This window comes from Paenarthrobacter sp. NPDC089675 (assembly GCF_044749185.1).
GTDB lineage: Bacteria > Actinomycetota > Actinomycetes > Actinomycetales > Micrococcaceae > Arthrobacter.
Genome location: NZ_JBIVHM010000006.1, coordinates 166859 through 186049, shown reverse-complemented (window position 1 = coordinate 186049; position 19191 = coordinate 166859). Strand labels below are relative to the sequence as shown.

General features: G+C 63.6%; 19 protein-coding genes. 10 read left to right on the top strand and 9 right to left on the bottom strand.

Annotation, left to right across the window (positions count from 1 at the left end; all coding sequences use genetic code 11):
* The first annotated feature begins 84 nt into the window (after nt 1–84).
* Entirely contained in the window at nt 85–1977 is a 1893-nt protein-coding gene (locus ACIPY2_RS14590) for a dynamin family protein (RefSeq protein ID WP_400267109.1), read from the top strand.
* On the top strand, nt 1974–3467 hold the full coding sequence (locus tag ACIPY2_RS14585; protein ID WP_400267108.1) for a dynamin family protein: 1494 nt from the start codon (nt 1974–1976) through the stop codon (nt 3465–3467). The genes ACIPY2_RS14590 and ACIPY2_RS14585 overlap by 4 nt, the downstream gene beginning before the upstream one ends.
* Here ACIPY2_RS14585 and ACIPY2_RS14580 read toward each other — a convergent pair.
* Together ACIPY2_RS14580 and ACIPY2_RS14575 are read right to left on the bottom strand one after the other, a co-directional pair.
* A complete protein-coding gene (locus tag ACIPY2_RS14580; protein ID WP_400267107.1) occupies nt 3464–4099 on the bottom strand; it encodes a hypothetical protein in 636 nt (211 codons plus the stop codon). The genes ACIPY2_RS14585 and ACIPY2_RS14580 overlap by 4 nt on opposite strands.
* Before the next feature lie 5 nt (nt 4100–4104).
* Nucleotides 4105–4548 carry a PLD nuclease N-terminal domain-containing protein gene (locus ACIPY2_RS14575; RefSeq protein ID WP_400267106.1) on the bottom strand — a complete coding sequence of 148 codons (444 nt, stop codon included), beginning with the start codon at nt 4546–4548 and terminating at the stop codon, nt 4105–4107.
* Nucleotides 4549–4635: 87 nt separating this feature from the next.
* On the opposite strand from ACIPY2_RS14575, the gene ACIPY2_RS14570 reads away from it, so the two are divergent.
* Entirely contained in the window at nt 4636–4947 is a 312-nt protein-coding gene (locus ACIPY2_RS14570) for a DUF4229 domain-containing protein (RefSeq protein ID WP_400267105.1), read from the top strand.
* A 3-nt stretch (nt 4948–4950) separates the two neighbouring features.
* On the opposite strand, the gene ACIPY2_RS14565 is transcribed toward ACIPY2_RS14570, so the two are convergent.
* From ACIPY2_RS14565 to ACIPY2_RS14545, 5 genes are all read right to left on the bottom strand, one after another.
* Nucleotides 4951–5829, bottom strand: coding sequence for a 1,4-dihydroxy-2-naphthoate polyprenyltransferase (locus ACIPY2_RS14565; protein WP_400267104.1), 879 nt, complete (start codon nt 5827–5829; stop codon nt 4951–4953).
* Between the two features lie 60 nt (nt 5830–5889).
* Nucleotides 5890–7029, bottom strand: coding sequence for an AMP-binding protein (locus ACIPY2_RS14560; protein WP_400267103.1), 1140 nt, complete (start codon nt 7027–7029; stop codon nt 5890–5892).
* 8 nt (nt 7030–7037) lie between these two features.
* Nucleotides 7038–7988 (bottom strand): 1,4-dihydroxy-2-naphthoyl-CoA synthase, encoded by a 951-nt coding sequence (locus ACIPY2_RS14555; protein ID WP_400267102.1) that lies wholly within the window; start codon nt 7986–7988, stop codon nt 7038–7040.
* 21 nt (nt 7989–8009) lie between these two features.
* The gene (locus ACIPY2_RS14550) at nt 8010–8447 is read right to left on the bottom strand and encodes a VOC family protein (RefSeq protein ID WP_400267101.1); all 438 of its coding nucleotides are present in this window, start codon (nt 8445–8447) and stop codon (nt 8010–8012) included.
* A 77-nt stretch (nt 8448–8524) separates the two neighbouring features.
* A complete protein-coding gene (locus ACIPY2_RS14545; RefSeq protein ID WP_400267100.1) occupies nt 8525–9253 on the bottom strand; it encodes a lysostaphin resistance A-like protein in 729 nt (242 codons plus the stop codon).
* Between the two features lie 332 nt (nt 9254–9585).
* On the opposite strand from ACIPY2_RS14545, the gene ACIPY2_RS14540 reads away from it, so the two are divergent.
* A complete protein-coding gene (locus tag ACIPY2_RS14540) occupies nt 9586–11049 on the top strand; it encodes an amino acid permease (RefSeq protein WP_400267099.1) in 1464 nt (487 codons plus the stop codon).
* A 72-nt stretch (nt 11050–11121) separates the two neighbouring features.
* Here the strand turns inward: ACIPY2_RS14540 and ACIPY2_RS14535 are convergent, their stop codons facing one another.
* Both ACIPY2_RS14535 and ACIPY2_RS14530 read right to left on the bottom strand, forming a co-directional pair.
* Nucleotides 11122–11850: a dienelactone hydrolase family protein gene (locus ACIPY2_RS14535; protein WP_400267098.1), complete on the bottom strand. Its 729-nt coding sequence runs from the start codon at nt 11848–11850 to the stop codon at nt 11122–11124.
* A gap of 67 nt (nt 11851–11917) precedes the next feature.
* On the bottom strand, nt 11918–13306 hold the full coding sequence (locus ACIPY2_RS14530; protein ID WP_400267097.1) for a hypothetical protein: 1389 nt from the start codon (nt 13304–13306) through the stop codon (nt 11918–11920).
* A gap of 177 nt (nt 13307–13483) precedes the next feature.
* Here ACIPY2_RS14530 and ACIPY2_RS14525 point away from each other — a divergent pair, with 177 nt between their 5' ends.
* The 6 genes from ACIPY2_RS14525 to ACIPY2_RS14500 all read left to right on the top strand — a co-directional run bounded on the left by ACIPY2_RS14525 (nt 13484) and on the right by ACIPY2_RS14500 (nt 19055).
* A complete protein-coding gene (locus ACIPY2_RS14525) occupies nt 13484–14587 on the top strand; it encodes a DUF4190 domain-containing protein (protein ID WP_400267096.1) in 1104 nt (367 codons plus the stop codon).
* A gap of 158 nt (nt 14588–14745) precedes the next feature.
* Complete coding sequence (locus ACIPY2_RS14520) at nt 14746–15402, top strand: pentapeptide repeat-containing protein (RefSeq protein ID WP_400267215.1); 657 nt, start codon at nt 14746–14748, stop codon at nt 15400–15402.
* A gap of 131 nt (nt 15403–15533) precedes the next feature.
* Nucleotides 15534–16760 (top strand): thiolase family protein, encoded by a 1227-nt coding sequence (locus ACIPY2_RS14515; RefSeq protein ID WP_400267095.1) that lies wholly within the window; start codon nt 15534–15536, stop codon nt 16758–16760.
* Nucleotides 16760–17572, top strand: coding sequence for an enoyl-CoA hydratase/isomerase family protein (locus tag ACIPY2_RS14510; RefSeq protein ID WP_400267094.1), 813 nt, complete (start codon nt 16760–16762; stop codon nt 17570–17572). The genes ACIPY2_RS14515 and ACIPY2_RS14510 overlap by 1 nt, the downstream gene beginning before the upstream one ends.
* Nucleotides 17569–18432, top strand: a complete 864-nt coding sequence (locus ACIPY2_RS14505; protein ID WP_400267093.1) for a 3-hydroxyacyl-CoA dehydrogenase family protein — start codon at nt 17569–17571, stop codon at nt 18430–18432. Before ACIPY2_RS14510 ends, ACIPY2_RS14505 begins: the two co-directional genes overlap by 4 nt.
* Nucleotides 18433–18458: 26 nt before the next feature.
* Nucleotides 18459–19055: a GNAT family N-acetyltransferase gene (locus tag ACIPY2_RS14500; RefSeq protein WP_400267092.1), complete on the top strand. Its 597-nt coding sequence runs from the start codon at nt 18459–18461 to the stop codon at nt 19053–19055.
* The last annotated feature ends 136 nt before the right edge of the window (nt 19056–19191 follow it).

Genomic DNA, 19191 nt, shown 5'->3' with positions numbered 1-19191 from the left:
GTTCCCGGCAGTGCCCGGCAGGCGGGAAACCACCTGCCGGGCGCTTTTGCCGGTAGGTACGGGCGCGGAAGCAAAGGAGCAGCTGTGACGGAATCAGAACGACTGGCCGCCCTGATTGACCAGGGCATCGAACTGGTCGGGGCGGGTGAGCGGAGCGACCTCCGACGGCGGCTGGAACAGAGCCGGCGTCGTTTGCTTGATCCGAGTGTCCGCGTGATCGTGGTGGGGGAATTCAAACAGGGCAAGAGCCAACTCATCAACGCGTTGGTCAACGCTCCGGTCTGTCCGGTAGATGATGACATCGCAACGTCCGTACCCACGGTGGTAAAGCACGGCGACCCTGCCTCGGCTGTGGTCCTGGTCCCCAAGGAGGCCGGACAGGATCCCGCGGCCGAACTGTCGACCGGTGATCCCCAACTGGAGCGCCGGGAAATCAACCTTGATGAGCTGGCGGCTTATGTGTCGGAGGCGGGGAATCCCGGAAATGCCAGGAACCTCGCCGCAGCTGAAGTGTCCCTTCCCCGGCGACTCCTGAGTGGAGGCCTCTCGATCGTCGATTCGCCGGGCGTGGGCGGCCTCGGTTCAACCCACACGCTCACCACCCTCACCGCGCTGCCGTCCGCCCATGCGGTGGTGTTCGTCTCTGATGCCTCACAGGAGTACACCGAACCTGAAATGCGTTTCCTCCGGCAGGCCATGAGGGTCTGCCCGAATGTTCTTTGCGTCCTCTCCAAAACCGATCTGTATCCAAGCTGGCGGCAGGTGGCCGGACTTGACCGGCAGCACTTGGCCGACGTCGGGCCCGGCATTCCGTTGCTTCCGGTCTCCTCCGAACTCCGCCTGCAGGCCGCACTCCTGCACGACCAGGAGTTGAACGAGGAATCGGGTTTTCCGGAACTGATCAGCTACCTGCGGGACAACATCGTCGGAAAGGCCGCGGCAATCCAGCGGCGATCGGTATCCCAGGACCTCCTCTCCGTGACTGAGCACCTCCGGCTGTCCCTGCAGGCAGAACTGGCCGCGCTGGAAAACCCCGAGGGCACGCCGCACATGATTGCCGAACTGCAATCGGCAAAACAGGAGGCCGACGCGCTCAGGAAACGCTCCGCCCGCTGGCAGACCACCCTGAACGACGGCATCGGGGACCTCATAGCGGACATGGAATACGATCTCCGCGACCGGCTCCGCCGGATCCAGCGCGAGGCCGAGGCGGCGATCGACCAGGGAGATCCCGGTCCTGCCTGGGAACAGTTCTCCAAGTGGCTGGAACAAAGCGCGGCGGCTGCGATCTCGGACACTTTCGTCTGGACGAGTGAACGGGCCCAATGGCTTGCCGGGAGGGTTGCCGAACACTTTTCCCAGGACGAAGTTGCCCTTCCGCTCATGCAGGTGGCTGACAGCGGAGGCGTCCTGGATCCCGTCGGCGACATGCCCACCTTGGAGGACGGTCGGATGGCACCCGTCCAAAAGGTGCTGATAGGGATGCGGGGCTCCTACGGTGGAGTGCTGATGTTTGGTCTCCTCACTGGAATCTTCGGTTTGGCCTTGATCAACCCGCTGTCCGTGGGCGCCGGGCTGCTATTGGGGCGGAAAGCGTACCGGGAAGAGAAGGAAGCACGCCTTAAACGCCGGCAGGCCGAGGCCAAAGCGTTGGTGCGGAAGCAGGTTGACGACGTCGTGTTCCAGGTAGGCAAGCAGCTCAAGGACCGTCTGCGGCTGGTTCAACGTGCCACGCGGGACCACTTCACGGACTTGGCCGACGAACATCACCGTTCGCTCACGGATTCCGTGGCCGCTGCCCAAAAGGCCGCTGCTGGCTATGCGGTGGAACGCGATCTGCGGATCAGGGAAATCCGGGCCCGGCTGAAGAAAGTGGACGCCTTGAACCAGGCCGCCGTCGTTCTGCAACAGCCGCCGGCAACGCAACCTGCAGACGAAGGTCCCCGGCCACGGGCTGCAGCGGTGCGGGCCGGATGAACGGGGCGGAGCCTCCGGGTGCCGGGCTTATCGAAGAAACCGCTGCCCTGTTCCAAACAGCCAAGGAAGTATTCCGGAACGACCCTGCTGCGACCGCGATTCTGTCCGAACTGGAAGCCAGGCTCTCGGGACCCCTGAGGATTGCCGTGGCAGGCATGGTCAAAGCCGGCAAATCCACTCTCCTCAACGCCATCATCGGGGAAGAAATTGCCCCCACCGACGCGGGGGAGTGCACCAGGATCGTCACGTGGTACCGGTTCGGGACCACCCCACGCGTGACGCTCATACCCAAGCTTGGCGATCCGCGGGCGCTACCTGTCACCCGTGAAGACGGTCGATTGGTCTTTTCCCTCGGTGGGAGCGAACCCGAGGACGTAGAGCGCTTGGTAGTTGACTGGCCCGCACCGGGATTGCAGGAACTCACCTTGATCGACACTCCGGGAATCGCCTCGCTCTCGCAGGACGTGTCCGGCCGTTCGACAGCCTTCCTGCTCCCTGAGAATGCGCCTTCCGCCGCCGACGCCGTCATCTACCTCATGCGCCACCTGCACGCCTCGGATGTAAATTTCCTCGAGTCTTTCAAGGACAAGGCCGCCGGGGGCTCCGGTACCGTCAATGCGCTCGCGGTCCTGTCCAGGGCTGATGAGATCGGTGCCGGGCGGATTGATTCGTTGATCTCCGCCGCGGTGATCGCTGACCGCTACAGCCGTGATGAAAACTTGAAACCCCTGGCCTTGGGAGTGGTCCCTGTGGCGGGTTTGCTCGCGCAAAGCGCACGAACCATGCGCCAGGCCGAGTACCGCGCGATGGGACTGCTCGCAGGAATGGAACGCCCTGAACGGGAGAGGACCCTGCTGTCCGCCGACCGATTCGTCCGGGCCGTCGAACCTGCCGGGATCGACCCGGAATCCCGGGCGTCCCTGGTCAACCGTTTTGGACTGTTCGGGATCCGGCTGGGAGTTGCACTCATCCGCGGAGGCCTTGACGATCCCACGGCCCTGGCCCACGAGCTCGCCAGACGGAGCGGGCTGGGCCAACTGCTCCAAACAATTTCTGCGCTGTTCCAGACACGCGCGGATGCACTCAAGGCGCGCGCCGCCGTCGTGGGCCTCGAAGCGCTGTTGCAAAACGCCGGGCACCATGCCGCGACGCCGCTGGCGACGGCCATGGAACGCCTGCAGTCGGGAGCGCACGAGTTCCGTGAACTGAAACTCCTGGCCCAACTGCGTACCGGTGGCGTGGTGCTTGGTCCCGAGTTGGCGACCGAGGCGGAACGGTTGGTGGGCGGGCGTGGCACGGCACCTGCCATGAGGCTTGGCTTGCCCCCGGATCCGTCCGGGGAAGCGATCAACGAAGCGGCTCGTGCCGGGCTTGACCGCTGGCGCATCATCGCGGAAAACCCCCTCACAGACCCTTCGTCCCTTGATGCCTGCCGGGTAGTGATCCGTAGTTGTGAAGGGATGCTCGCGGCCATCCCCGCATCCCGTTAGGTGCGCTGGAAGGACTGCGGTTCAGGCGCGGCCCGCCGTTCGCTCCAAAGCCATGCCGAGGCCGACGGCAGGAAGAGCAGGAGCAGGCCTGCGGCTGCGAGGATGTACTGGGCGGCCAGCAGCACGATCACCAGGATGCCGTCGGCTCCGGGCGCGATGAGGAAATCCGCGATGACAACGGTTACCACCGCGTGCAGCAGAACCACGGGTGCCAGGACCCAGCGGGCCCACGGACGGCGTTTGAAGACGATGGCCAGGAAAGCCGCTTCCATGGCGGTGACCACCGCGAGCAGGCCGAGGCTGCCCAGGAACACGACGGCGGTGGCCCCGTCGATTGCCTTCGCGTCACCATCCTGGACCAATCCGCTAACAACGCCTTTGAGCCGTTCGAAATGGGCGTTGCGGCCCAGGAAATCAGTCATGATCACGGCCAGCCCGGCCATGAAGCTGACCACCCAGAAAGCCCGCGCCAGCCGGGCAGGTGCGGGCGGCCGGACTACAGCAGCGATGGGTGGGGGCGTGGCGAAGGAGACGCCCGGGCGTGGTGGTGCTGGAGTGCTTTGTGGTGGCCCGCTGAGTGGCTTCCCGGTGCTTTCCTGGAGGGAGCGTGATTCATCAGCTTGCTGGGCCATGGCGCCTACTTCAGCTCGTCGGTATCGTGTGGGTCCGGCTCGCCGCGCTTGGCTTCGCCTGCGTTGAACCCGGGCGCTTTCCTGCCGGTGCCGGCGTCCTTGCCCTGGGAGTCCTTGAGCTTGCGTTCCTTGGCTTCAAGTTCGGACTTGAGTTTCTTGAGCCGTTCTTCCTCGGCCTGGTTCCGCCGGCGTGCCTCAAGGTTGCGCAGGAACTCCGGATCGTCGTCCGGGGCTGTGGGGTAGCGGCGGGCCGGCTGGGAACTCGGTTTGCCGTATGGGCGGCCAAAGATGAACCAGAGGAGGGCCCCGAGTACGGGCAGGACCAGCATCACGATGATCCAGGCCGGCTTGGAGATGCCGCGGGTTGCGCTGCCGTCCGTACGTATCACATCGATGAGGGCGTACACGAAGACAACCAGGACGACGACGACGCCAACAACGCGGAGCATGCACCAAGTCTAGTCGCCCAACGGTCTTCGCTGGATGCCTTCTTGGGGGTGTGATCAGAGTGCAACCATCCGGGCGGCTAAACTTGGATGGTGGCTTTCCTGAAGTATTCCCTGATCCGTTTGGCGCTGTTCGTGCCTTTGTTCGTGCTTTTCCTGTTTTTGGGGACGGGAGTGGTCCTGGCAGTGATCTTTGCCGGGCTGATTGCCTTTGCCATCAGCTACCTGTTCTTCCAGAAGCAGCGCGACGCTGCAACCGGGGCCATGCGGGAGCGCTTCTCGGGCCGCGCGAAGCCCATCCGCTCAGCGGGTGAGGTGGAGGATGCCGACGCCGAGGACACCCTGGTTGAGCAGAACCCGGACGTTGCCATCAACAACGACAAGCGCCCGGGTTCCCTCTAGCGATCAGATGCGGGTCAGGATCAGTCCGAGCGAGAACAGCACGCTGTAGCCGAGGTTGATCAGGCCGGTCTGCTTGAGCACCGGAATGAGGCTCTTGCGCTTCTTGCCGTTGACCATGAGCCACGCCGGCATGAGGCAGGCCGGGATCAGCAGGAGCACAATCAGCATCCACGGCTTGGTGGGTGCCAGGACGATGACCAGCAGGATGGCCACGCCGAGCATCAGGACGTAGCTCTCCCGGGCGTGGCGGTCGCCCAGCCGTACCGCCAACGTACGCTTGCCGGCGGCGGTGTCCGTGGGAATGTCCCGGACGTTGTTGGCCATGAGCAGGGCGCAGGCAATGAGCCCGGTGCCGATCGCGCCGATGACGGCTGGCAGGCTTACCTGGCCGGCTTGCGTGTAGGTGGTTCCCAGCGTGGCCACGAGGCCGAAGAATACGAACACGAAGACGTCGCCGAGGCCCAGATAGCCGTAAGGGTTCTTTCCTCCCGTATATCCCCAGGCGGCCAGGACACAGCCGATTCCCACCAGGATCAGCCACCAGGCCTGCGTGATGATCACCAGGATGAGGCCACAGATCATGGCCAGACCGAACAGCCCGAACGCGGCCCATTTCACTTGCTCGGGCTTGGCGACGCCCGAACCCACCAGGCGAAGCGGCCCGACGCGGTCCTCATCCGTGCCGCGGATGCCGTCGGAGTAGTCGTTGGCGTAGTTCACGCCCACTTGCAGCAGGAGGGCCACCAGCGCCGCAAGGATGGCATTGGGCAGCCGGAAAGCATGGAGTTCGAATGCCGCTGCGGAGCCGATCAGGACCGGCGCAATCGCCGCGGGCAGTGTTCGGAGCCGGGCCCCTTGAATCCATTGTGCAGCTGTCGCCACGTGCAGTACCTCGTGTGTTTCGCATTGAACTTGAGTCAGAGTCGTCAGTGAAGAACTTGTCTATTGTCCCTGATGAAGTGCGTCCAGTTGTTCGATCATGGCCAGCCTGTCCGGTTTTCCGTTCGGGAGCATGATCAGTTCGCCGGCTGCAAGCACGGTCTTCGGGGCCAGCAGGCCCAGGGCAGCCTCGCGCCTCGCGGTGAATCCCTTGATGCCCTCAGGTGTGGGGTCGTCCATGGCTACGTACGCCGCCACGGCCTGGCCCCACTCGCGGGACGGAACACCAGCCACGAAAGCTGCCCTGACGCCGTCGAGCTCTTCAAGCTTGCTTTGGATGTACGCGGCGGAGGCTTTGACGCCGCCGGTGATGATGACGTCGTCGGCCCGTCCCAGGACGGTGAGCTTGCCTTCCCCGGACAGTTCGCCGAGGTCGCCGGTGACGTACCAGCGGGTGCCGTCCTCTTCGAAGAAGGCCGCGTTGGATGCAGGGGGAGCGTCCAGGTAGCCGGCGGCGACGGTCGCGCCGCCCAGCAGGATCCGGCCCTCCAGCTCACCTTCGCCAAGGCGGACTTCGACGCCGTCCAGCGGCTCGCCGTCGTACACGCAGCCGCCGCACGTCTCGGCTGAGCCGTAGGTGGTGACCACCTTCAGGCCTTCAGCCTGCGCGCTGGCGAGCAACTCAGGCGACGCCGGGGCGCCGCCCAACAGGATCGCGTTGAACCGGCGCAGCGCAGCCAGGGTTTCCGGGGCGGGGGAGTCCAGGAGCCGCTGTAACTGGGTGGGTACCAGGGACGTGAAGCGGATCTTATCCGTCAGTTCCTGCGCGGCTTCCGTAAAGGCCTCAGGCGTGAATCCGCCGGACAGGTCCATGGCCCACGGGCGCGTTCCGGCGTACAGGGAACGCACCAGCACCTGGATGCCGGCAACGTACTGGAGAGGCAGGGCCAGGAGCCATTGGCCTTCGCCGCGCAGCGCAACCGCCGTCCCCATGGAAGAGGCTGCAAGGGCATCGACGGTGAGGACCGTGGCCTTCGGAGCTCCGGTGGACCCGGAAGTGCGGACAACCACCGCAGCATCCTCCACGCTGGTTTCCACCGGGACGGCGCTCGGGCGGCCGTTTGGGTCAGTGACGAGTTCGACGGCGGGACCCTCGCCGTGGAGGGCGGCAGCGAGTGCTTTAAGAATCGGATCGATGTCCACGACGGGTCCTAGAAGTAGTAGGGGAAGTTGGACCAGTCGGGATCGCGCTTCTGGAGGAAGGCTTCCTTGCCCTCCACGGCTTCGTCCGTCATGTACGCAAGGCGTGTGGCCTCCCCGGCGAAGACCTGCTGCCCGGCGAGCCCGTCATCGGCCAGGTTGAAGGCGAATTTGAGCATGCGGATGGCCTGGGGTGATTGGCGCGCAATGTCCGCGGCGTACTCGAGGGCGACTTCTTCCAGGCGTTCGTGGTCCACGGCTTCGTTGACTGCGCCCATGCGGACCATGTCCTCTGCGGAATATTCGCGGGCAAGGAAGAAGATCTCCCGCGCGGCTTTCTGCCCGATCTGGCGGGCCAGCAGCGCTGAGCCGTATCCGGCGTCGAAACTTCCCACTGTGGCGTCCGTCTGCTTGAACTTGCCGTGTTCACGCGAAGCGATGGTGAGGTCGCTGACCACATGGAGCGAGTGGCCGCCGCCTGCTGCCCAGCCATTCACGACGGCGATGACCACCTTGGGCATGGTCCGCATCAATCGCTGGACTTCCAGGATGTGGAGGCGGCCGGCGCGGGCGGGGTCGATCGTCTCCTGGGTATCGCCTTCCGCGTAGCGGTAGCCGTCGCGGCCACGGATCCGCTGGTCCCCGCCCGAGCAGAATGAGTGCCCGCCGTCCTTGGGAGAGGGCCCGTTGCCCGTGAGCAGGACCGTGGCAACGTCCGGGGTCATGCGGGCGTGGTCCATGGCACGGTACAGCTCGTCCACTGTCCCCGGGCGGAACGCATTGCGAACCTCGGGCCTGTTGAAGGCGATCCGGACCGTGGGGAGATCCTTGACCACGCCGTCGGCTGAACGCTCGACCTGCCGGTGGTACGTCATGTCCTTGAAGTCGTCGAAGCCGGAAACGGTGCGCCAGCGTGAGGGGTCAAAGACGTCGGAAACCTTGGCAGGAAGATCGTTGTTCACAGTCCGAGTCTAGTAATTGCCTTAGCTGATGCAGAACTCGTTGCCTTCGGGGTCGGCCATGGTGTGCCACTCGTGCGGTCCTTGGTTGGCGGTCCACAGGTGTGTGGCCCCGCGCGCTTCGAGTTCTTTGCGGACTACGTCCTTGTCCCGGCCATCCAGGCGGACGTCCCAGTGAACGCGGTTCTTCACGGTCTTGAGATTCGGGTCGGTCTGGAAGAGGATGCGCCGGCCGTGCTTTGCGTCCTTGTCCTCGGCCGGAACAATCGCGCAGCCCTCGGCCCAGACAAGTTTGCCTTTGTGCGTGATGGTCTGGTCCTCCGAGGCATAGCCCTGCTCGATCATGGATCGGATGAACGACTCGTCCTGGGGTTCCACCGTCCACTCGAGGGTTTCGGCCCACCAGTCCGCCAATTCGTGGGGCTTCTTGCAGTCCACTACTACCTGGATATTGAGTGTCATGCTGCTTACGCTAGGCCCCCGGGCGGGTGGTCGGGTAGTGGGATGCGGTCACTTTCCGTCCGGGTTCCCCGTTGGGTTTAGTTGGGGAGGAGCTCGGCAGGGATCGCATAGATGAGGACCACGGCCAACAAATTCTTCGCCGCATGCACGAAGTAGGAGAACATCAGGTTCTTGCCCGTCCACACATACACGCCAACCAACACCACGCCCATCCCCAGATACGGGGCAAGTGCGGACAGCGCCAGCCCTTCCCGGCCAACGGTGTGGATTGAAGCGAACACCACAACCGACACCAGGCAACAGATCCAAATGTTCACATATTGCGACAACTTGCCGATCAGCAGGTGCCGGAACAGGTACTCCTCCACGAATGGCCCAAGGACCACCAGCAACGGGACCATCAACCACGCCGGCACATGCTGCAGCAGGCCCTGGATTCCCAACTGGTTTTCGGAGTTCTGCACGCCACCGATCACCCCGACAAAGATCGCCGTGATGATGAGCATGACCACCACGGCCAAGGGCACCATGCCCAGCGTGAACCAAGGCCGGGTGGCAAGGATCCTGAAATCACGGCCAACCACGCGCCAGGCCGAAGCAGCAGCGAAGACACCCACGGTTGCGTAGAAGACTGCATTTACCGCGTAGGACGCAGTGGCCGGCTCGGGAAAGAGCTGCAGCATCAACCGTTCCACGGAATCGCCGGCGAGGCTGAAGTACAACGTGAAACCCACGTAGGCGGCGACGGCCGCAGCATCAAGGGCGTTGAACCGGTAAAGCCTGTTACGAGTCGATATGGTGCCCATGCGACCAGCCTATCTTCGCCACCCGGACCGATGGAGTCCTGACAGCAGCCCCTCTTCCGGCCGCATCCCCGCCTCGGTGGCGGCCACTGGCTGCGCCGTCGCATGGAAAATGGCCGCATGATGCTTTGACAGCAAGCTTTGTTGCCTGCGTCACGGGTGCCGCGTCACATGCCGTAAGATAGACGGGTTGCGCGAACGTTCGGCGTTCTGCGGCCTGGATCACACAGCGGACTCCTAAAACCGGAATAGCCCGAATTTTGTGTGCCAAAGTCGTCCGTGCTCCGGCACCGGCGCAACCACAACAGCAACACCCCGACCCACAAGGAACAGCTGTGCCGCAAAGTACCTCCACAGACCTCAAGAACCAGACGGCTTCAACCACCGCCGTCGGTTCCTCCCTCAGCGCCGAGGGTTACCAGAAGACCCTGAGCCGCCGCCACGTGACCATGATTGCAATGGGCGGCGCGATCGGCGTCGGCCTGTTCATGGGCGCAGGTGGCCGTTTGGCCTCCACGGGCCCGGCCCTGATTTTCTCCTACGCCATTGCCGGCGTCATCGCTTACCTGCTGATGCGCGCCCTGGGCGAACTCATCATGTACCGGCAGACCTCGGGCTCCTTCGTGAGCTACGCGGGTGAAATGTTCGGCAAGAAGGGCGCCTACCTCTCCGGTTGGATGTACTTCATCAACTGGGCCATGACGGGCATCGCCGAGCTGATCGCGATCGGCCTGTACTTCCAGTTCTTCTTCCCGAATGTTCCCGTTGAACTGTCCGCCATCGCAGCGCTGGTGCTGCTGGTGGCCGTGAACCTGTTCAGCGTCAAGGCATTCGGTGAGTTCGAATTCTGGGCTTCCTGCCTGAAGGTCGCCGCAATCGTGATCTTCCTGGCCGTGGGCACCTTCATGGTGGTCACTAACGCCCAGGTGGGTGCCGGCCACGCATCCGTGGGCAACCTCTTCCACGACGAAGGCGGCATGTTCCCCAAGGGCGGCCTCGTGATGATCCTGGTCCTCAATGCAGTCATCTTCGCCTACAACGCCATCGAACTCGTCGGCATCACCGCAGGTGAGATGCAGAACCCGGAACGCGAAGTGCCCAAGGCGATCCGCGCCGTCGTGATCCGCATTGTTGTTTTCTACGTCGGTTCCGTGTCCCTCCTGGCCATGTTGCTCCCGTCCGACCAGTACAAGGCGGGTACTTCCCCGTTCGTCACCGTGTTCGGGCAGATGGGCCTGGGCTGGATGGGTGATGTGATGAACATGATCGTCATCACTGCTGCGCTCTCCTCCTGCAACTCCGGCCTGTACTCGATCGGCCGTATCTTCCGCACCATGGCCAACAATGGGCACGCCCCGCAGTGGCTCACCAAGATGTCCAGCCGCCACGTGCCCTATGCAGCCATCCTGGCCATCGGCGGCGTCTACCTGGTGGGCATTCTCCTGAACATCTGGCTTGGCGGCTCGCACGCCTTCGACCTCGCCCTGAACACCGCGTCCATCGGCGTGATCTTCACGTGGGGCTCGATCTTCGCGAGCCAGATCGCGCTGCGGAAGAAGAAGGGGGCCGTGTCCTCCCTGCCGATGCCCGGCTCACCGTGGACCAGTTGGCTCGGCCTGGTGGCTTTGCTGGCCATCACCGTGCTGATCGGTTTCGACACCATGACTGACAAGGCCACCGGCGACGTGTTCCTCCTGGGTCTGTGGACCCTGGCGACCATCCCGTTCTTCGCCCTGGTTCTGTGGCTAGGCTGGCAGAAGGTCAAGAACAACGAGCCCAAGAGCGAGCTGTTCAGCTAAGGCTTATAACGCTCGACGGCGGGTGCCTCCTTCCGGTGATGACGTCACCCTGGGGGCGCCCGCCGTTTTGCATCAGCGGCCGCGAAGGTGCTTGGCGAAATGCTCTTCGATCCTGTGCCATGCTTCCGGGGCCGCCGCGGGATCCGGCTTGATCCCCATGACCCGCATCAGCGGTCGGAGTGGCTTGGGGCCAACCGGCGCGTCGTTCATGAAGGCGTGGCCCGCCGTCGGGAATTCCTTGACGTCGTGCTCGATGCCGAGCTCGGAGAGGGCATGTTCCAACTTGGCCGCCGCGCCCGGCAAGGTCCGGTCCTTGGTGCCGTAGTTGGCGACGACGGGACAGGCGCCTTCGAGGGCGCCGTGCAGGTCCCGCGGAAGTTGGCCGTAATTGACGGAAGCCGCATCAAAGCCGTCATTGGCTGAAAGCAGCGCGAAAGCGCCGCCCATGCAGAACCCGATGACCCCGACCTTTCCCGTGCACCTCTCATCTTTCCGGAGCCACTCCTTGGCGGTGGCGATGTCTGTGAACGCCCGCCCTGTGCCCGAAAGCATGGCGCGCATGGTTGCGACGAGGCAGTGTCTGGGACCGCCGTCGCTATAGAGGTCAACCGCGAGGGTCAAGTAGCCGGCCGTCGCCAGGCGGTCTGCGTTGCGACGCATCACATCATCCAGCCCGAAGGCTTCGTGGATCATCACCACCGCCGGGAAAGGCCCCTCTCCTTTGGGCTCGGCGAGGTAACCCCTCAGCGCGGACGATCCCCCTGCGGCCTGGCTTGGCGTGCTCAAGTCGATGGTTGCCATGGGTGCGGCTCTCCTTCTGGTTCAAGCGGAGACGTGAAGACTATTCGTGTAGGCGCTGGTTATTGACTCACGCCCCCTGTTGCCGGATGTCGCGGAGGATGCCTACGGCGAGGAGATCCACGACGAAAGCAGTCAACAGTCCAAGCAGCGCCATGCCGATTGCAGGGACGATCGCCAGGCCGCCCGCAATCGTTGCAATCATGCCTCCGACGGCGACCGCATAGGTCACCACGCGTATCAGGTTCAGGGCGCCGGTTGACTGGGGAGTGACCGGCTTCCGTCGACCCGCACTGAAAGCAAGCGCGCTGATCAGCAACGCGCATAGGCCGAGCGCCAAGTCGGTGATGCCAAGCGGGGCGAGACCCGGCGCCGTCCGGACCAGTGTAAAAAGCAGAACGCAACCGAAGACGACCAGCACGGACGCGATCAGGCCACCGCCGGTTGCGCGGGCCCGGAGACGGCGTCGCTTCCGATGATGGTCGTTGCTGTCCGAAGGGGTCACGAGGCAAACACCTGCCGAGTCTGATCGCTCGATGATGCCGGGGTTATCGCCTCCATGCGCATCTGACTTACCGCTGGCCTGCGGCCCTGGATCCATTGCGGCCAGCACCTCGGGAACCGATCGTCCGACGGCGAGAGGGTAGCAGGCCGCGGACATCGCATCTTCGAACGTCGCATGCACAGCACCCTGGGGCGTTGTCCACCGCAGAGGCGTCCCGGAAGGGTCGGTCTCGACGGTCAGTGCCGGACCCGGATGGGCGGGCACCACCGGAATCGGTGGAAGCCCGTGCTGGCCCCGGCTTTCCGCCGCGACCGCCGCGACGAGCCAGCTTTCGGCCAACGGCGCCGGTCTCAGGGAGGCGATCGGTCCTCTTCCTCCCCCGCCGCGGTACACCAGAAACATGGTGTTCGAAAACTGAATGGACCAGGTGGTCCCGAAGAGCGTGAAGCGGTACATCCGGGCGTTGTGCAGATCGCCCTGGCCCCCGAGGGAATGAATCGCCGCAACGCACTCAGGGGTGAGAAGACGACGGGGATCCTCGGCCTCGAGGCGCCGCTGTTCCTGCTCCCATGCCGCGCGACGCAGAGGCCGGTACTCGGCCTCGAGGGCCTCCCAGTCCACCACAGCTCCGTCGGGCAGTCGTTCGCGAAGCCAGTGCGGATCCGTCCCGGGAACGTAGCGGAAATGGACCTGCATGGCGTCGCCGTTGCTGACGATCTCGGAATCCTCGCCAAGCAGCATCACGCCGTGGTCGAAGGACCAGACCGCGCGCGGCCGACCTTCAACCAGCGCGACCCAGGCCCAGCCCGGCACGTGAATGTCCGGTGCGGTGAGGACGATGAGTGCGTCCAGCGTGGTGCCGTGTTCGACCTCCAGCTTGCGGTTGTGGGTGCGCATGTCGTCGCCCATGCTGACGCTGTCCCGGTCGACCTGGATGGTGATCTTCTCGTTCACCCCACCCATGCTAATGCCGCCCACGGAGACTCCGTCGCCGCCCAAATTCAGAAACCCCCGTTAGTGACGTGGGGCCACTGAGATGGTCACGCGAGCTTCGCGATTAGGGGTCTCGACGACGGTTAGGATGGGGACCGCCAATTACTACAGTCATTTGACTAATACTCGGAGGACGCCTTGTCAAACAACACCCCCTCGAGCGGTCACGGAGCTGACGGCCGTCAGCCGGGAGAGCAGCCCTTCAACGCCCAGCGCCAGATGGTCGAGGGCGCCGTTTACGGCGGTACACCGCAGTACGGTGGTTATGTCCAAGGCGGAGTAGGCGTCAGCGGCCCGGGCCATGGCTTGCCCGCACACACTCAACTGCCACCGGCGCCGTCGGGCATGAAGGGCGTGGCTATTGCCTCGCTGGTTTGCGGCATCATGTCCCTGCTCTTGGCCTGGATCCCGGTGATCAACTTCCTGGCGCTGGTGGCCGGCGTCGCCGCCATCGTCCTGGGCGCGGTGTCCCTGGTGAAAAAGTTTGACGGCAAGGTCATGGCTTGGACCGGGAAGGGCCTGGGTCTGCTCGGCATCGTCGTAACGGTCCTGATAATCGTTTTAGCGATCCTGGGCAACATGGCGATCAGTTCGGGACTCGGACCTCTCCAAAAATACAACGAGGACCAGAACACGCAGGTCTCCGTCAAATACATCGTGACTACGTCCACGCCCACCGATGTGAGCGTGGCTGAACCGACCGGAGATTCGGACGTCACCGTCAGCAAGGACTACGCGACAGAATTCACCGCCCAAGGTAAAGACATACTGCGGGTTTCGGCGACCTCGACGGACCGGGAGATAACGGCGGCCAAAGTCACCTGCGAGATTCTCATCGATGGCACATCGGTGGCGAAAGAGAGCGGCGAGGGTAAAGGTGCCAGTGCGGCTTGCGCGTACTACCAGGGGTACTCCAGCTCCACGAGCGACAAGACTTCCAAGGACGTGTCCGTCGAGTTCAAAGTGACCCCGAACAGCCAGGCCTCAGTAGACTCAAGCTGGTCCGCCAGCGGCGACGAGAGCTCGAGCAACCGCACCTTCGACGCCACCACTGACTCCACAAACACAGTCCAGGCCAAATCCGATGGACGCCTCAGCCTCTACGTGCGCAACGATGACTGGAGCGCGGGCAACCCGAGCTACGGTTGTGAAATCCTGGTCGACGGAAAGTCCGTGTCCAAGCAGCAGAGCAACAGCATCGCCGGGACGGCGCATTGCACGTACACGCCTCCTGGGAACTAAGCCGCCGGCGGGATGACGGAGCTTTTTGTCAGGGCCCAACGATAGGCTCGAAGCATGGAACTACCCACCACTTTGACGCAGCATACCAACGCCGGATTGGGGAAGCTTTGCCCTGGCCTGCCGGATTTTCCGGAGGATTCCAGGAAGGCGGAGGCCCTCTGATGGCAGCGAAGGTTGCGGCCCCCAAGATTTCCCCGGTGCGGTTGGAGGAACTGCGTGACGACGACGCCCCGGATTTCCAGCGCGGCGAACGGTACGACGGCGTCCGGCTCACCAGGGTTTCCGCCGATGGCGAGGAGCTCAGTGGCGCGGATTTCATCGAGTGCGAGTTCAATGGGGTGTCCTTCAACGAGGCTCAACTCCGTGGGGCAACGTTCCGGGAGTGTGTTCTGGCCGAGCCGTATGCGCCCGTGCTGATGGCTGCGCGCACCTCCTGGCAGGACGTGGAGATCACCAACCCACGCTGGGGGTCGGCCGAACTTTATGAGGGCACCTGGCGCTCCGTTCGGATCGACGGCGGGAAACTGGATTATGTGAACCTCAGGGGCTCAAAGCTCATGGACGTCCAGATCTCGGATTGCATCATCAACGAGCTCGATCTTGGGGGTTGCTCTGGAACGCGGGTGGCTTTGAAGAATTGCACCATCGGCACCCTGGATGTGACCGGGGCAAAGTTCAAGGACGTGGACTTGCGGACCTCGGAATTCCGCGGAATCAACGGCCTTGCAGGGCTTGCGGGGGTGGTCATCGACGATTACCAGCTGAGCTTGATGGCGCCCTTGCTTGCCGGACACCTTGGAATTCGGGTGATCTGAGGCGGTGGAGGGGCGGTCCGGCGGAGAGCTTCATCTGTTGACCGTCCCGCTGGGCCGTGTAATCTTTATAGAACGAACGGTCGGTATATTATTCCATGCCGGTCCCTTTCTCTTTCGCGAAGGATGTTCTCATGGTCGAGGCTTTTCTTGTTGGCGGCGCCCGTACGCCGGTCGGTCGCTACGGTGGCGCACTGTCCTCCGTCCGTCCTGACGACCTCGCAGCATTGGTGGTCCGCGAAGCCGTGGCCCGTGCCGGCGTCGATCCCGATGCCATTGACGAGGTGATCCTCGGCAATGCGAACGGCGCCGGTGAGGAGAATCGCAACGTCGCCCGCATGGCAACCCTCCTTGCCGGACTTCCCCTGCATATCCCCGGAATCACCGTGAACCGCCTCTGCGCCTCAGGCCTGAGCGCGATCATCATGGCCAGCCAGATGATCAAGTCCGGTGCTGCGGACATCGTGGTGGCCGGCGGCGTCGAATCCATGAGCCGGGCGCCGTGGGTGCAGGAGAAGCCCGCCACCGCGTTCGCCAAGCCTGGCCAGATCTTCGATACCTCCATCGGCTGGCGCTTCGCTAATCCACTCTTCACCAGGGGCGAGCTCTCGCGTGACGGCAAGATGACCTACTCCATGCCTGAAACGGCGGAGGAAGTGGGCCGTGTGGACAACATTTCCCGCGAGGACGCTGACGCGTTCGCCGTCCGTTCGCATGAGCGCGCCCTGGCGGCCATTGCCGGCGGTCGCTTCAAGGACGAGATCATTCCCGTCACCGTCAAAACACGGAAGTCCGAAACAGTGGTGGACACTGACGAAGGCCCACGCGAGGGAACCACCATGGATGTCCTGGCGGGTCTGCGGCCGGTCGTCCCCGGTGGCTCAGTGGTGACGGCTGGCAACTCTTCCACCCTCAATGACGGTGCCTCGGCCATCATCGTTGCGTCCGAATCCGCTATCCAAAAATTCGGCCTGACGCCCCGCGCCCGGATCATCGACGGCGCTTCCGCAGGCTGCGAACCGGAAATCATGGGCATCGGGCCCGTTCCTGCCACGCAGAAGGTCCTGGCGCGTACCGGACTTACTGTTGACCAGCTCGGAGCCGTGGAACTCAATGAAGCATTCGCCACACAGTCCCTGGCGAGCATGCGTCGCCTTGGGCTGGACCCGGACATCGTCAACAATGACGGCGGCGCCATCAGTTTGGGGCACCCGCTCGGTTCCAGCGGCTCACGGATTGCGATCACGCTCCTGGGCCGTATGGAGCGCGAACTCGCTTCGTCGACCGGCCCCAAGCTGGGCCTGGCCACCATGTGCATCGGTGTTGGCCAAGGGACTGCAATGCTGCTGGAAGGCGTGTAATGGCACTGAATCCTGAAGACTTCACGGCGCTCCTGATTGAGGAACGCGAAGACAGGCTTATTGTGCTCTTGAATCGGCCCGAGGTCCGCAATGCGATCGACCAGGCGATGGTTGATGAACTCCACGCCGTGTGTGCCGAGTTGGAGCGCAACCCGAAAGTGTTGATCATCGCCGGAACGGACGGTGTGTTTGCCTCGGGTGCCGACATCGGGCAGCTGCGTGAACGACGCCGGGATGACGCTTTGCAGGGCATAAATTCAACGATCTTTGTCCGCATCGCCAAACTGCCAATGCCTGTCATTGCCGCCCTGGATGGTTATTGCCTCGGCGGGGGAGCGGAGCTGGCCTATGCCGCCGACTTCCGGATCGGCACGCCAAGCGTCCGGATCGGAAACCCGGAGACAGGCCTGGGCATCATGGCTGCCGCCGGTGCCACGTGGCGCCTCAAGGAACTGGTGGGGGAACCGAAAGCCAAAGAGATCCTCTTGGCAGGCGCGGTCCTGAGGGCCGAAGAAGCGCTCCGCATCAATCTCATCACCTCCATTGTTGAGGCGCCCGAGCTGATGGATGCGGCGCACGCTCTTGCCGACCGGATCGGCCGCCAGGATCCGATGGCCGTTCGCATCACCAAATCGGTGTTCCATGCCCCGGCGGAGGCCCACCCCCTCATCGACACCTTGGCACAAGGCATACTCTTCGAATCCCAGGCAAAGTTTGACCGTATGCAGGCGTTTTTGGACAAGAAGTCTGGAGACAAGAAATCTGCTGATCAAAAGAACGCAGACGCTACGCAGGACAGGACCCAGAAATGACAGCCGTTCCCTCCATTCCGCACGTTGTAGGAGTCCTGGGCGGGGGCCGGATGGGCGCCGGTATCGCACACGCCTTCCTGACCAAGGGCGCCACCGTGATCGTTGTAGAGAGAGACCACGAGGCCGCAGCCGGCGCGCATGGCCGGGTGGCAGAAGCCGTGGCCAAGTCCGTAGCTCGTGGCACACTCAGCGAATCGGCCGAAGAAGCCATGTCCCGCTTCAGCACCTCCACGGATTACGAGTCCTTCATTCACTGCGGCCTGGTAGTGGAAGCAGTCCCTGAGGATTTCGATCTCAAGGTCGCAGCGCTGAAAGCCGTGGAAGACCACTTGTCCGGGGACGCGTTCCTGGCCTCAAACACATCTTCGCTGTCAGTCACAGGACTCGCGAACGAACTCCGCAGGCCCGCCAACTTTGTTGGGTTGCACTTCTTCAACCCGGTGCCCGCCTCCACGCTGATCGAAGTGGTGCTGGCCAAAGAAACGTCTCCCGAACTCGCTCAAGCGGCGAAAAGCTGGACCGAGGCGCTCGGCAAGACCGCCGTCGTCGTTAATGACGCTCCCGGCTTTGCGTCCTCGAGGCTTGGCGTCGCCATTGCCTTGGAAGCGATGCGCATGGTGGAGGAGGGTGTCGCGTCCGCCGAGGATATCGACGCCGCGATGGTCCTTGGCTACAAGCACCCCACGGGCCCGCTGAAGACCACGGACATTGTGGGGTTGGACGTCCGTCTGGGGATCGCCGAATACCTGCACTCCACGCTGGGCGACCGCTTCGCCCCGCCGCAGATACTGCGCGACAAAGTGGCGCGCGGCGAGCTCGGCCGAAAATCGGGCAAGGGCTTCTTCGACTGGAACGACTAAGCGCTGGAGCCGGTTAGGCTAGCCGGGTGACTTCAATCGAACCCATCACCCTGACCGGCAAATTCGTGACCCTCGAGCCGCTGGCGCCCGAGCACCACGACGGTCTTGTGGACGCCGCCCGTGACGGTGACTTGTGGAAGCTCTGGTACACCTCCGTTCCCACGCCTAAGGGAATGGCGGCGGAGATCGAACGCCGTCTGGGTCTCCAGGAGGCAGGTTCCATGCTGCCCTTCGCCACGCGCTTGAACAGCACGGGCAAGCTCATCGGCATGACGACCTACATGAATATCGACGCCGACACTCCGCGGGTAGAGATCGGTTCCACCTGGAACGCGGCCTCGTCGCATGGGACAGGAACCAACCCTGATTCCAAACTGCTCTTGCTCAGGCACGCGTTTGAAACCCTGGGCTGCCCGGCCGTGGAATTCCGCACCCACTGGCTGAACCACCAGTCCCGCGAGGCGATCGCGCGTTTGGGGGCCAAGCAGGACGGGGTGCTCCGGAACCACTCGCGCACCAAGGATGGCGTGCTCCGTGACACGGTGGTTTTCTCGATCCTCGAGCACGAGTGGCCGGCAGTCCGGAACGGTCTGGAGTACCGGCTGTCCAAGTACGGCGCGTGACCGTCCCTCGCCCACGTGGCTGCGATCCTCGCTCACGTCCCGTCTGCTTGAGCGCGATCCTCGCTCACGTCCCGTCTGCTTGAGCGCGATCCTCGCTCACGTCCCGCACCAGCGGACCGATGTGCTTAGCTGAGTC